Origin of the sequence: Avibacterium endocarditidis (genome assembly GCF_002921145.1) — a bacterium.
Classification (GTDB): domain Bacteria; phylum Pseudomonadota; class Gammaproteobacteria; order Enterobacterales; family Pasteurellaceae; genus Avibacterium; species Avibacterium endocarditidis.
In genome coordinates, this window is sequence record NZ_PQVI01000067.1 from 18,068 (window position 1) to 31,605 (window position 13,538).

Consider the following 13,538-nt stretch of genomic DNA (forward strand, 5'->3'; position numbering starts at 1 on the left):
GAACAAAAATGACAATCACAACCTTATCACGCAAAAACATTCAAGCACTCACGCCCTATCAATCCGCGCGCCGTTTAGGGGGGAGTGGTGATGTGTGGCTGAATGCCAATGAATATCCGCTTTCACCAGATTTCAATTTAACCCAGCATCAATTTAACCGCTACCCCGAAGCTCAGCCCGAAAACGTGGTGAAGGCTTATGCTACCTATGCGGGTGTTCAGCCTGAAAACGTGCTGATTACGCGTGGGGGCGATGAGGGAATTGAGCTGATTATCCGTGCCTTTTGCGAAAATGGCGACAGCGTGCTGTACTGCCCGCCAACCTATGGAATGTATGCGGTGAGTGCAGAAACCTGTGGTATCACAGCAAAAACCGTGCCATTAACGGCAGATTTTCAGTTAGATTTAGCCAATATTGCAAATAATCTTGCCAAGGTGAAAGTGATTTTCGTCTGTAGCCCAAATAACCCCACTGGCAATCTTTTACGCCGTGCGGATTTAATCCAATTACTAGAAATGACCAAAAACCACGCGATCGTAGTGGTGGACGAAGCCTATATTGAGTTTTGCCCTGAAAGCACGATGGTGCAAATGCTGACAAGCTACCCACATCTTGCCATCATTCGCACCCTCTCTAAAGCCTTCGCTTTAGCGGGCTTGCGTTGTGGCTTCACGCTAGCAAATGCGGAACTTATCGGCGTATTGCAAAAAGTCATCGCCCCTTACCCAATCCCCGTACCCGTTTCAGATCTCGCAGCTCAAGCCTTATCTGAACAAGGTTTATACCAAATGCAAGCACAAGTAGAGCTGGTGAAATCGCAACGCCAATTCTTGATTAACGCACTGCAAGCCCTGCCTCAAGTGGAACGCATTTTTACCAGCGAAGCCAACTATCTTTTAGTGAAATTTAAAAATGGACAAAAGATATTCGAAACCCTGTGGGATCAAGGTATTATTTTACGCAATCAAAACAATGCCTTAGGGTTAGAAAACTGCATTCGCATTACAGTGGGAACGGCAGAGGAAAACTTGCGGGTGGTTGAGGCGATAAAGGTGCTAGATTAAATGAGTTATACCAAACTTTTTTACCATATTATTTTTCGCACAATGCAGAGTGTTCCTGCAATTTGTGAAAATTATGAAAAAGAACTTTATCATTATATTTGGGCTTTTTGTCAGCAAAAACATTGTGTTTTACATCGTATAAATGGAATGCCCGATCATTTACATTTATTTGTAGAAATACACCCTAGTATTTCAGTAGCTAGTTTTGTAAAACAATTAAAAAATGCAACACATAAATGGATAGAAAACACCCATACTTTTTTCCTGATTTTTATGCGTGGTCAAAAGGTTATTGTGCATTAAGCTATAACCAAAATGATAAAGATAAAATTATTAACTATATAAAAAATCAGAAAACTCATCATCAAAAAGAAATTTTTGATGATGAAATTAAGATATTACTCAATAAGCATAATATCAATATAACTGAATATTTCTACGATGATATTTAGCTCCAACTAGTACGAGCCGTACTAGGTTTACCAACTTAGCACCGTTGGTGCTAAAAGCCACAGCGTGGCTTTGCTTAACGAACCTATACGGCTCATATGGGAAACCCTCCTAGCACGAGCCGTACTAGGTTAATTAACTTAGCACCACTGGCGCTAAAAGCCACGGCGTGGCTTTGTTTAACTAACCCCATACGGCTCGTATGGGGAAAAATATAAAAGGAAAAACAATGACACAACAATCAACCTTATTTATCGATCGTGATGGCACATTAATTGACGAGCCGAAAACGGATTTTCAAATTGACAGCTTGGAAAAGCTTAAATTTGAAAAAAACGTTATTCCCGCGTTGTTGAAACTGCAAAAGAAATATCGCTTTGTAATGGTTTCTAACCAAGATGGGCTTGGTACGGCTTCATTTCCGCAAGAGGATTTTGACAAACCACACAATGCGATGTTGGCAGTTTTTCGCTCACAAGGCATTGAATTTGATGATATTTTAATTTGTCCGCATAAACCTGAAGACAATTGCCAATGCCGTAAGCCAAAAACGAAATTGCTCAAAAAATATATTGAAAAACAGCTTTTTGATCCTGCCACCAGCTTTGTGATTGGCGATCGTGCCACTGATGTTCAGTTGGCGGAAAACTTGGGTATTCAAGCCCTGCAATATCATCCCGAAAAGTTGAATTGGGATTTGATCGCAGAAAAATTATTGGCTGAACCTGTTACCAATATCGGCGAACGCACGCCACGTTATGCCGAAGTGGAACGCAAAACCAAAGAAACGGACATCAAAGTGCAAGTGTGGCTAGATGAAACGGGCGTAAACCACATTCACACGGGCGTGGGATTTTTCGATCATATGCTCGACCAAATCGCTACTCACGGCGGTTTTAGAATGAACATCAGCTGTAAAGGGGACTTGCATATTGACGAACATCACACGGTGGAAGATACCGCTCTTGCACTCGGCACAGCATTAAAACAAGCCATCGGCGATAAACGTGGCATCGCCCGCTTTGGCTTTGTGTTGCCAATGGACGAGTGCAAAGCAGAATGTGCGTTGGATCTTTCTGGTCGCCCTTACTTCAAATTTAAAGCGAAATTCAAACGGGAAAAAGTAGGCGATTTCAGCACGGAAATGACCGAACATTTTTTCCAATCCCTTGCATTTACAATGCTCGCCACCTTACACTTAAAAACCAGTGGCGACAACGATCACCACAAAATCGAAAGCCTGTTCAAAGTGTTCGGACGCACCTTAAGACAAGCTATTCGCATTGAAGGGAATGAAATGCCGAGTAGTAAGGGTGTTCTGTAATGAATATTTTTAGTAAAGTGCGGTGGAATTTTACGAAATTTTTAAATATTTCCACTCTTAGTATTTTTATCCATTAAGGAGTAGCTTATGAAAAAACTTTTATTTGCGTTATTAGCCATTTCACTATCAGCTTGTCAAAGTACAGATTTATCAATTAAAGATAAATCTTATAATCCATCAACTGATGCTAGAGTACGTATTTTCGGACAAAATGGCAGACCAAGTTCGATGAAAGTTGAAATTAACGGTCAAATAGAAAAAATTACTGTTGGCAGTAGTGCAGGACAAGCAATGGCATCATTATTAGGAATGAAGGGCAATGAACCTATTGGTATGCCTGAAACTCCATTAAGCAAAGATCCTTCACAATTATCCAATATCGGATCTGGGGCATTTTTTTAAAGAATTTGTCGTACCTGCTGGTAAAGAAATTACGGTAAAAAATTCAATTCAAACACCTCCTCATAAATTCGAAAATGTCGCAACAGGTATAACAACTATAACATATAAACATTGTTCAGGTAACGAAGTCACTTTTGTACCAGTTGCAGGTAAGGATTATGAAGTTGCACCTAGCTCTAATTTGGAACATTGCGGTGTTTTAGTTTATGAAATTAAATAAATTCTAGAATTAGCATAAAAATATTTAATATATAGGAGTTATTATGGAGCAACAATTAATTGATTTAGGAATAAAACTATCTGAGGCATTAGCCAAAAACACAGCATTAGCAATTAGCACTAAAATCAAAGCTATCAAGGCTAAAAAAAATGATAAAGAAACAATAAATGAATTAGAAGAAATTATTCAAGAATTAATATCTGATAAAAATGAATTACTGCAAATTTCTCAAGCATATCAGCAAGAGCTAATATCACAAAAAATAACTAAAGAGGATATAGAATATATAACGAAAGAGTTTATCCCAAAGATAAAAGAGATAAGTTCACACATTAATGACTTTGAGCAAGCTAGTGTAATAACAGAAATATTAACCCCATTAATATCTAAAGAAACTTTAACAATCCTACAATTACTAGGATTTAATTTTAGAAAAGGGATTGGAGAGCCTTTAACAGAATTATTAAGAAGTTTAATTCTATCTAAATCAATACCAGACCCAAATAAACAAATTGATTTACAATTAGAAATTCTGAAAAATCCATCTATCGCTAAAAATTTAAATAAAATTAAGTAGCTATTAATTAATTCAACACAATGTAACCACATTTATAATAGATTAGAAAACAATGCAAACCATTACTATCATCAACACAGGCTGCGCTAATCTTTCTTCGGTGAAATTTGCGTTTGAGCGCTTGGGCTATCAGGCGGAAATTACCGATGATTTAGCCAAAATTCAAAGTGCAGAAAAACTTATTTTACCGGGGGTGGGGACTGCGTCAGCCGCAATGCAAAGTATGCAATCTCGACACTTAATTGAAACAATTCAACAGCTCACTCAGCCTGTTTTAGGCATTTGCTTGGGAATGCAATTAATGACCGATTATTCAGCGGAGGGCGAGATCAGCACACTCAAGCTCATTCAAGGAAAAACGGAATTATTGCCAAACAAAGGCTTGCCGCTACCGCATATGGGCTGGAATAAGGTGCATTATCAGGATAATCACCCGCTCTTTAGCGATATTCCGCAAGACAGCTATTTCTATTTTGTGCATAGTTATGCCGTGTTGCCGAATGACAATACCATTGCCACTAGTGATTATGGCGTGCCATTTTCTGCGGCGATTGCAAGAAATAACTTCTACGGCGTGCAATTTCACCCTGAGCGTTCAGGCAAGGTAGGCGAACAATTATTGCGGAATTTTATGGAAAATCTGTAATGAATAAAATCAAAAGTGCGGTGAAAAATCTGCTCGTTTTTGCCCTATTGTTTAGCGCGATCTCTTTCGCAATGGATTATTGGCGGCGACCGAATGCCCCAGAAAATGCTTTGCAACAGACATTGCTTGCATTGAATGGGGAAAGCGTTCAGTTAGCTAAACTCAGCAAAGAGAAACCCGTCCTACTCTATTTTTGGGGCAGTTGGTGCAGTATTTGTCGCCTCACTTCACCCAGCATCGCTAGCCTCGCCAATGAGGGAGTGCAAGTGGTGAGCGTGGCGTTAAAATCAGGCAATGATCAGGCGGTACAAGACTATTTACAGCAACATCAATATAATTTTTTGACCGTAAATGATCCACAGGGATTGCTTTCCGCCCAATGGCACATTCAGGTTACGCCAAGTATTATCATTATTAAAAACGGTAAAATCGTTCACACTACCACAGGCTTAAGCAGCCCATGGGGCTTGAAATTACGTTTATGGCTTAGTTAATAAAAACAAAAGAGAACACAACAATGAAAAAAAACATCACAAATTATCCCCGCACTTGACCTTATTGACGGTAAGGTTGTGCGGTTGTATCAAGGGGATTACGCCCAGCAGACCCAATATAGCGACAATCCCATCGCCCAATTTCAGCATTATTTATCGCAAGGGGCGAAACAACTCCATTTGGTGGATTTAACGGGGGCGAAAGATCCGAGCCAACGCCAAACTAAACTTATTGGCGAAATCATTGCCGCAACGCAAGCTCATATTCAAGTGGGCGGGGGCATTCGTACAGAACAAGATGTAGCAGATTTATTGCGTGTTGGGGCGAACCGTGTAGTCATTGGATCAACAGCGGTTAAGCAGCCTGAAATGGTGAAGCAATGGTTTCAAAAATATGGTGCAGAAAAATTCGTTTTAGCCTTAGACATTCATATCGTGGATGGTGAAAAACGCATCGCCATTCACGGCTGGCAAGAAACTAGCTCGCTCACTTTGGAGCAAGTGATTGAAGATTTCAGCCAAGTGGGATTACAGCACGTACTATGCACTGACATTTCTCGCGATGGCACATTGCAAGGCTCGAATGTGGCGTTATACCAAGAAATCTGCACCGCCTTTCCACAGATTGAATTTCAATCCTCAGGCGGCATTGGCTCGTTGGCAGACATTGCTGCGTTAAAAAACACGGGCGTGGCTGGCGTGATTGTGGGTCGTGCGTTACTAGAAGGAAAATTTGACGTGGCGGAGGCAATTCAATGTTGGCAAAACGCATAATCCCTTGTTTAGACGTTCGTGATGGGCAGGTTGTGAAAGGCGTGCAATTCCGCAACCACGAGATTATCGGCGATATTGTGCCGCTAGCAAAACGTTATGCGGAAGAAGGCGCGGACGAGTTGGTGTTTTATGACATCACCGCCTCGTCAGACGGCCGCACCGTAGATAAAAGCTGGGTGGAACGGGTTGCCAAAGAGATCAATATTCCATTCTGTGTGGCTGGGGGAATCAAGACTATTGCCGATGCAGAGCAAATTTTCACTTTTGGCGCGGATAAAATTTCCATAAATTCCCCCGCACTTGCCGATCCTGATTTAATCTCTCGCTTGGCGGATCGTTTTGGTGTACAAGCGATCGTGGTGGGAATTGACACTTGGTATGACGCAGCACAAGATAAATATTGGGTGAACCAATACACAGGAGATGAAAAACGCACCCGCCAAACAAACTGGCAAACCCTCGATTGGGTGCAAGAAGTGCAAAAACGCGGGGCAGGCGAAATCGTGCTAAATATGATGAATCAAGACGGCGTGCGTCAAGGCTATGATTTAGTTCAACTGAAAAAGGTGCGGGAAGTGTGCAACGTACCACTGATCGCTTCAGGAGGAGCGGGTGAAATAGTGCATTTCCGCGATGCCTTTATTGAAGCCAATGTGGACGGTGCATTAGCCGCAAGCGTGTTTCATAAGCGGATTATTGATATTGGCGAATTAAAACGTTATTTACGCAATAAAAAAATTGAAGTGAGAGGTTAAGGAATAAAATGAGCAATAAATTATTAACAGAACAAATTAATTGGCAAAAAGTGGGCGGTTTGCTCCCTGTTATCGTACAAAATGCAAACACTTGCGAAGTGTTAATGCTGGGCTATATGAATGCGGAAGCCCTTGAGAAAACCCTCTCGGAGCGGAAAGTTACCTTTTATTCACGCACCAAGCAACGCTTATGGACAAAGGGGGAAAGCTCAGGGCATTTCCTCAATGTGGTGGATATGAGCTTGGATTGTGATAATGATACCCTATTAATTCTTGCCGATCCAATTGGTGAAACTTGTCACACAGGGGCGGAAAGTTGCTTTCATCAATTTGAAAAATCAAGCGAGCCTGATTGGATCTTTTTTAGCAAATTAGAACGTTTGATTGCCAGCCGTAAAGGCGCTGATCCTGAAAGTTCTTACACCGCACATCTCTATGCACGAGGCACAAAACGCATTGCACAGAAAGTGGGGGAAGAAGGCGTGGAAACTGCGCTGGCGGCAACTGTGAAAGATCGCGAAGAAACCATTTGCGAGGCGGCGGATTTAGCCTATCATTTAACGGTGTTACTGCAAGATGCCGACTTGAGCTGGGCGGATATTATCGCGAAGCTGAAAGAACGTCATCAAAAATAAGTCTAAAAAATGGATTTTGAACGTTATCGTCAATTACTCGATCGCCCTGATTGGCAAACATCAGGGCATTTTGCTGCGCCTGAAATTGCCCAATGGGTGCAACATCAAGGCTCGCTAACGCAGAAATTACAGCAAGCCTGCCAGCAACTTCGCGTAGAAGTGATTTATCAAGGCTGGCAAGAAACTTAAGCGAAAAAATTTCGCCAAAAAGTACCGCACTTGAGCAAATTTGGTTACGCGAAGTATTGCTGAAAGGCGATGGCACGCCGTGGATTTTTGCTCAAACGACACTTCCTCAAACCACCGTGCAGAATGTGGCGCAATATGTGCTTCAGCTGGGCGAACAGCCCATTGGTTTATGGTTATTTAAGCAACCTATGCAGCGTGTTTCGCTATATTGGCAGCAAGATCCTAAAACGGGGCTTTATGCGCGCTATTCTGATTTTGATCTCAAAGGCTATCCTTTACAAATCAAAGAGTTATTTCTCGCAGAGTTTCCTTTCCCTGCCTGATTTTTGCTTTATATAAAAAAATCAGTGAAAACGCACCGCACTTTTTTCACTGATTTTGCATAATTTCGCTGTTCATTTTCGTTACTTTGATTTAGAATTTGTCGATTTTATTTTTACGGGTCGAAATAAGGGGTTACAGATGAAAATTGTTGAAGTCAAACATCCATTAGTCAAACACAAACTCGGTTTAATGCGTGCCGCTGATGTTAGCACCAAAGATTTCCGTGAATTAGCCACGGAAGTGGGTAGCTTGCTTACTTATGAGGCAACGGCAGATTTAGAAACGGAAAAAGTCATCATTGATGGCTGGTGCGGCCCGGTGGAAGTGGATCGCATTAAAGGTAAAAAGTAACCGTTGTGCCAATTCTGCGTGCTGGTCTAGGAATGATGGACGGCGTGTTAGAGCATATCCCAAGCGCAAGAATTAGCGTGGTGGGAATGTACCGTGATGAAGAAACTCTTCAACCTGTGCCTTACTTCCAAAAACTCGCCAGTGATTTAGAAGAACGCTTAGCGATCGTGGTCGATCCAATGCTGGCAACAGGCGGTTCAATGATTGCAACCATTGATTTATTAAAAGAAAAAGGCTGTAATCAAATCAAAGTTTTAGTGTTAGTGGCAGCTCCTGAAGGGATTGCTGCGTTAGAAAAAGCACACCCTGATGTAGAATTATACACTGCTTCTATCGATCAAAAATTAAATGAGCAAGGCTACATCATCCCGGGCTTGGGTGATGCAGGCGATAAGATTTTTGGCACAAAATAACCTTTTTTAGAAACGGCATTTATGCCGTTTTTTTCCGCGCGTTTTATGCAAATAAAGCGTTTTTTTAAAGTTAATTCAGACAGAGAGTTGAAACTTAAAATGACAAAAACCAATCCAAATGCACCTGTCGAGGTGGAAAGTAAAGCGAAGCAAGCTTTTGTCGGCTTGCAAATGTTGTTTGTGGCCTTTGGTGCGTTAGTGCTTGTGCCGTTAATTACCGGGCTAGATGCCAACACCGCCTTATTAACCGCTGGCGTGGGAACATTGCTTTTCCAATTATGCACAGGCAAACAAGTGCCAATTTTTCTGGCGTCTTCCTTTGCGTTTATTGCCCCAATCCAATATGGCGTGGCCACTTGGGGCATTGCGGTAACAATGGGCGGACTTGCCTGCACGGGTTTGGTGTATTTTGCACTGAGTACCTTAGTTAAATTAAGAGGCGCAGAAGCATTGCAAAAAGTGTTCCCGCCTGTGGTGGTTGGCCCTGTGATCATTATTATCGGTATGGGTTTAGCACCTGTGGCGGTGGATATGGCATTGGGCAAAAATTCTGCCTATGAATACAATGATGCAGTGCTCGTTTCAATGGTTACCTTGCTGACTACCCTTTCTGTTGCGGTGTTCGCGAAAGGCATTATGAAATTAATCCCGATTATGTTTGGGATCACCGCAGGTTATGTGCTGTGTTTATTTTAGGTTTAATCAATTTCCAACCTGTACTAGACGCACCTTGGTTCAGTCTGCCAAATATCACCACACCAGAATTTAAACTGGAAGCGATTTTATATCTCTTACCTATCGCTATTGCCCCTGCCGTTGAACACGTTGGCGGGATTATGGCGATTAGCTCGGTAACAGGTAAAGATTTCCTAAAAAAACCAGGGTTACACCGCACTTTATTAGGTGATGGCGTGGCAACTACCGCCGCTTCATTATTAGGCGGCCCACCAAATACCACTTATGCCGAAGTAACAGGCGCGGTGATGCTCACCCGCAACTTCAATCCAAATATTATGACTTGGGCAGCCGTATGGGCGATTGCTATTTCTTTCTGTGGAAAAGTGGGGGCATTCCTTTCCACCATTCCAACCATCGTGATGGGCGGCATTATGATGTTGGTGTTCGGCTCGATTGCCGTGGTGGGAATGAGTACCTTAATCCGTGGTAAAGTTGATGTTACCGAAGCGCGCAATCTGTGCATTATTTCCGTGGTGATGACCTTTGGTATCGGTGGAATGTTCGTGAACTTCGGCGAAATTTCACTAAAAGGCATTAGTTTATGTGCGGTTGTGGCGATTATTCTTAACTTGATTTTACCGAAAGCGAAAGATCAGGTAGAAATTCAAGAATAAAATTCCACCAAATTCAACGCAGAAAATAGGGGTAGGCTTTATTTATCCCTATTTTTTTGTATATTCTTACCGCACTTTAGTTTACGAATACATTGGTTATTAGATTTGCAGTTACCGCTTCCCATTCATCAAATTGATGAAGAAACTCTTGAGAATTTTTATGCCGACAATAATTTATTGTTGCTGGATTCCTTGCATAAAAATTTTGCAGATCCGAAACAGCAGTTTTTCNNNACGTTTGGGGATCGGAAAGTAGCGGAAAAACCCACTTGCTAAAAGCCTGCTCCAATGAATTTTTAGTGCAGCAACGCCCTTCTATTTATGTGCCATTGAGCAAATCGCAATATTTCTCCCCAGAAGTGCTGGAAAATTTAGAACAGCAAGATTTAGTTTGCCTAGATGATATTCAAGCAGTAATCGGTAATGATGAATGGGAACTAGCCATTTTTGACCTGATTAACCGTATGCGCGAACAAGGACGGGGCATTTTGCTCATCAGTGCTAATCAATCGCCAAACGCGCTTCCAGTGAAATTGCCTGACTTACGCTCACGTTTATCTTGGGGGGAAAGTTACCAGCTTGCACCTTTAGATGACGAGCAGAAAATCAAGGTGCTGCAACAAAAAGCCCATTCCCGTGGCATTGAACTGCCTGATGAAACCGCTAACTTTCTGCTTAAACGCCTTGATCGCGATATGCACACCCTATTCCGCGCGTTGGCAGATTTAGACAAAGCGTCTTTACAGGCGCAACGTAAACTCACCATTCCTTTCGTGAAAGAGATTTTACAGTTATAAAAAAGGAAGTAATCATACTTCCCTTTCATCTTTTAATCATTTTATCGACAAATTGTTTTTTTCAACATTTCTGAATTTTTTGTAATATTTTGTGTTGCCACTTGTTTACCGTATTTATTTTCTTCATCTTGTACTTGCTGGGCAAGTTTTTCATCTTGAATGTTAAATACTGGAGCATATTGCACATTTTCTGGCGCATTTTTAGAATAAATGGTTGCGCCTGCGATACTTGCATAATATTCATTATTGGCTTGATCAACGTAATAAGTGCGAGAATCTGTCAGATCCACGCCATAATGCGATTTAAACCCACGACAAATCCCTGCGCCAGATTTGAATACCGTGTGAGCAACACGATTTTCTCCAACTTCGTACACTTCAAACTCAATACTTTTTGCTAGCTTTTCTGCATCGCTCATTTTTTGAGGATTTAGTTGCTCTGATTGCCCGCTGACGTAGGTTTGACTTTCAGACTGACTTTCAGAAAAACGAAAAACTTCCACATAACCTGAAGGTTCTACCATTTCTTCGACTGCTATAGCAATATTGCTAATAAGACCACTCAAGATCGCTATCGTTACATTCAACTTTTTCATTTTTGTACCAAATATTTTATTCAATTTCATAAAGCTCTAAAGGCAAACCATCAGGATCTTGAAAAAAGGTAAATTGCTTACCCGTTAATTCGTCCACTCTGATAGGTTCACAAAAAATGTTATGTTGGGCTAAATATGCCATAACTTGATGAATATTTTTTACTTTAAATGCCAAATGGCGTAAACCGCAAGCCTCTGGTCTTGTTGGTCTGGCTGGCGGATTTGGAAAGGAAAACAGCTCAATTTGACTGCCATCGGGTAAGGTTAGCTCCAACTTATAGCTTTCTCGCTCCGCCCGATAGGTTTCTTGAATAACCTTTGCCTGCAAAATCTGCGTGTAAAAATGTTTAGATTTCGCATAGTCTGACGCAATAATTGCAATATGATGAAAACCTAAAAATAATGAATTCATTTTTCACACAAAATTAAAAGTCTAAAATTTGCAAGCCAATGAATTATTTGTTTTAAACTTTTTCTAAGGTCACAGCAAGTAGCACGCACAGTGCTGCCATAATACCAAGCCCGATTGTAAATGCCATTTACTCCTCCTTTCCGTTATCAATTTCTCTAAATTCTTACGCATAAAAACTGCACTGAATAAACAAGCATAGGCAGAAATAACGAGAAATAGACAACTTAGTACTTTATAGCCTATCGCATTCTCTCCATATAGTACTACAGGGGCGGCTAAAAATCGCAACTTTTGCAATATCATCAAGGATTTTTCACCACGATTGTAAACTTTCTTTATTTACTGGTCTTTTAAAAATATTAAACATTACTCGCCCTTTTAGTTACACATTAATCTTAAGTAAACAAGATTATTTTTTCTGCACCGCCTTTTCCTTTTCTTCTTGTGCATCGCGTGCGGCGCGGATGCTTTTTTCAAGCAGGGCGACTCTTGGATCATTTTCGGGGATTAGGCGTAACATCATCGCCCAAGTGACTGCGGCCATTTTGTATTCTTCGCTTTCAAAATATTGAAATGCGAGTAAACCAAGGGCTTGTAGGTTGCTGTGATCTTTGCGCAGAACGCCTTTGAGCAAGTCCATTCCTTTGTTTTTATCCGTTTGGTCATCGGAAAACATTAAAATGCGCGCATAAGAAAGCTGATATTCAATATTTTCAGGATCTAATTTTACCGCACGGGCGTAGCTGTCATAGGCTAAACGTGCCTTATCCAGATTCATTGCGATTTGTCCAAGCGTCCACCAGTCCGCCGCGTTGTTGGGTTCTTTTTGCAATTTTAAGCGCAATGCGGTGGCAAATTGTTGCAATTCTTGATCGTTCATTGGATTGCTTTCTTCTTCCTTTAAACGTTCATAAAAGTGCGGCAGTTTTTGGTAGGTTTTTTCAAGCATAGCTTCTTGATGCCAAGCGCCTGCTTGCATATAGCCTAGCCCCGCTAAAATTGCTAAGGTTAAAAAGCCCGATACAAACCAAATTTTGCCATAGCGTTTGCCATCTTGCTGAAGTTGTTCATTTTCAGGAATATCTTGCAATAAGGTTTGCTGTAATTCCGTACGTAACTGCGAGGCGTTTTCAATTAAACCTTGCTTTTCATCTTCTTCAATTTCTTGCAAACGATTGAAATAAAAGGCTTTATTTAGTTTGTTACGCTTGTTGCTGTCAAGCACTTGTTTGCCTGAAAATAATAAGGGATAAAAACAAATTAGCGCCACAATAAGGGTGATCGCAAAACTGATGAGCCAAAAATTCATTGTTTATTCCTTATCCTTTAATAATTGTTGTAAACGTTGCTGTTCCGCTTGGGTTAAATTTTCATCATTAATTTGCACCGCACTTTGTTTTGCCTGTGGTTGTTTTTTCGGTTTACGGCGTAACACTAAAATGCCGCCGAACAACACAAGGCAAACTGGCACAGCCCAAAGTAACACCGTAGCCGGTGTGAGCGGTGGATTGTAGGTAACAAAATTGCCGTAACGTTGTACCATATAATCCACCACTTGCTGTTTGCTTTGCCCTTGGCTGAGCAATTCATACACTTTCTCTCGCATATCCACGGCAATGGTGGCGTTGGAATCGGCAATATTATTGTTCTGGCATTGCGGGCAACGTAGCTCTTGAGTTAGGCTTTGGTAATCCTGTTCCTGTTGCACTGAAGCAAAATTTCGCACTTCAATAGCTGCCTTTGCCGTGATGGCGCAAAATAAA

At 41.3% G+C, this 13,538-nt stretch carries 15 protein-coding genes and 4 pseudogenes; 15 read left to right on the forward strand and 4 right to left on the reverse strand.

The genetic code is table 11. The annotated features are described in order from the left end of the window. The first annotated feature begins 8 nt into the window (after positions 1 to 8). The 15 genes and pseudogenes from hisC (at position 9) to hda (ending at position 10,767) form a co-directional block, all read left to right on the forward strand. Positions 9 to 1,064 carry a histidinol-phosphate transaminase gene (hisC, locus tag C3Z13_RS05100; RefSeq protein WP_103855211.1) on the forward strand — a complete coding sequence of 352 codons (1,056 nt, stop codon included), beginning with the start codon at positions 9 to 11 and terminating at the stop codon, positions 1,062 to 1,064. Next, positions 1,065 to 1,516 (forward strand): annotated as a pseudogene (tnpA, locus tag C3Z13_RS05105) (IS200/IS605 family transposase). A gap of 227 nt (positions 1,517 to 1,743) precedes the next feature. Next, a complete protein-coding gene (hisB, locus tag C3Z13_RS05110; protein WP_103855212.1) occupies positions 1,744 to 2,838 on the forward strand; it encodes a bifunctional histidinol-phosphatase/imidazoleglycerol-phosphate dehydratase HisB in 1,095 nt (364 codons plus the stop codon). Positions 2,839 to 2,925: 87 nt separating this feature from the next. After that, entirely contained in the window at positions 2,926 to 3,240 is a 315-nt protein-coding gene (locus C3Z13_RS12245) for a YceB family lipoprotein (RefSeq protein WP_245872563.1), read from the forward strand. 263 nt (positions 3,241 to 3,503) lie between these two features. Next, on the forward strand, positions 3,504 to 4,037 hold the full coding sequence (locus C3Z13_RS05120; RefSeq protein WP_103855213.1) for a hypothetical protein: 534 nt from the start codon (positions 3,504 to 3,506) through the stop codon (positions 4,035 to 4,037). A gap of 52 nt (positions 4,038 to 4,089) precedes the next feature. Beyond that, complete coding sequence (hisH, locus tag C3Z13_RS05125) at positions 4,090 to 4,683, forward strand: imidazole glycerol phosphate synthase subunit HisH (protein ID WP_103855214.1); 594 nt, start codon at positions 4,090 to 4,092, stop codon at positions 4,681 to 4,683. Then, on the forward strand, positions 4,683 to 5,177 hold the full coding sequence (locus C3Z13_RS05130) for a protein disulfide oxidoreductase (RefSeq protein ID WP_103855215.1): 495 nt from the start codon (positions 4,683 to 4,685) through the stop codon (positions 5,175 to 5,177). Before hisH ends, C3Z13_RS05130 begins: the two co-directional genes overlap by 1 nt. A gap of 42 nt (positions 5,178 to 5,219) precedes the next feature. Further along, a complete protein-coding gene (gene hisA, locus C3Z13_RS05135; RefSeq protein ID WP_103855216.1) occupies positions 5,220 to 5,951 on the forward strand; it encodes a 1-(5-phosphoribosyl)-5-[(5-phosphoribosylamino)methylideneamino]imidazole-4-carboxamide isomerase in 732 nt (243 codons plus the stop codon). Then, the gene (gene hisF, locus C3Z13_RS05140; protein ID WP_103855217.1) at positions 5,933 to 6,706 is read left to right on the forward strand and encodes an imidazole glycerol phosphate synthase subunit HisF; all 774 of its coding nucleotides are present in this window, start codon (positions 5,933 to 5,935) and stop codon (positions 6,704 to 6,706) included. The genes hisA and hisF overlap by 19 nt, the downstream gene beginning before the upstream one ends. An 8-nt stretch (positions 6,707 to 6,714) precedes the next feature. After that, positions 6,715 to 7,341: a bifunctional phosphoribosyl-AMP cyclohydrolase/phosphoribosyl-ATP diphosphatase HisIE gene (hisIE, locus tag C3Z13_RS05145; RefSeq protein ID WP_103855218.1), complete on the forward strand. Its 627-nt coding sequence runs from the start codon at positions 6,715 to 6,717 to the stop codon at positions 7,339 to 7,341. Between the two features lie 9 nt (positions 7,342 to 7,350). After that, the gene (locus C3Z13_RS12670; RefSeq protein ID WP_281258774.1) at positions 7,351 to 7,530 is read left to right on the forward strand and encodes a chorismate lyase; all 180 of its coding nucleotides are present in this window, start codon (positions 7,351 to 7,353) and stop codon (positions 7,528 to 7,530) included. Positions 7,531 to 7,586: 56 nt separating this feature from the next. Continuing rightward, a complete protein-coding gene (locus C3Z13_RS12675) occupies positions 7,587 to 7,853 on the forward strand; it encodes a chorismate--pyruvate lyase family protein (protein WP_281258775.1) in 267 nt (88 codons plus the stop codon). A gap of 139 nt (positions 7,854 to 7,992) precedes the next feature. Next, positions 7,993 to 8,618: pseudogene (upp, locus tag C3Z13_RS05155) on the forward strand (uracil phosphoribosyltransferase). A gap of 99 nt (positions 8,619 to 8,717) precedes the next feature. Then, positions 8,718 to 9,970 (forward strand): annotated as a pseudogene (locus C3Z13_RS05160) (nucleobase:cation symporter-2 family protein). 105 nt (positions 9,971 to 10,075) lie between these two features. Further along, a pseudogene (hda, locus tag C3Z13_RS05165) lies at positions 10,076 to 10,767 on the forward strand (DnaA regulatory inactivator Hda). Between the two features lie 41 nt (positions 10,768 to 10,808). Here hda and C3Z13_RS05170 read toward each other — a convergent pair. The 4 genes from C3Z13_RS05170 to C3Z13_RS05190 all read right to left on the reverse strand — a co-directional run. Continuing rightward, positions 10,809 to 11,363 (reverse strand): DUF8095 domain-containing protein, encoded by a 555-nt coding sequence (locus tag C3Z13_RS05170; RefSeq protein ID WP_146256870.1) that lies wholly within the window; start codon positions 11,361 to 11,363, stop codon positions 10,809 to 10,811. Between the two features lie 16 nt (positions 11,364 to 11,379). After that, a complete protein-coding gene (gene gloA2 / locus C3Z13_RS05175) occupies positions 11,380 to 11,775 on the reverse strand; it encodes an SMU1112c/YaeR family gloxylase I-like metalloprotein (RefSeq protein WP_103855220.1) in 396 nt (131 codons plus the stop codon). A 409-nt stretch (positions 11,776 to 12,184) separates the two neighbouring features. Next, positions 12,185 to 13,084, reverse strand: coding sequence for a c-type cytochrome biogenesis protein CcmI (gene ccmI / locus C3Z13_RS05185; RefSeq protein ID WP_103855221.1), 900 nt, complete (start codon positions 13,082 to 13,084; stop codon positions 12,185 to 12,187). A gap of 3 nt (positions 13,085 to 13,087) precedes the next feature. Beyond that, the coding region (locus C3Z13_RS05190; protein WP_425427454.1) for a cytochrome c-type biogenesis protein at positions 13,088 to 13,538 on the reverse strand (451 nt) is incomplete at its 5' end.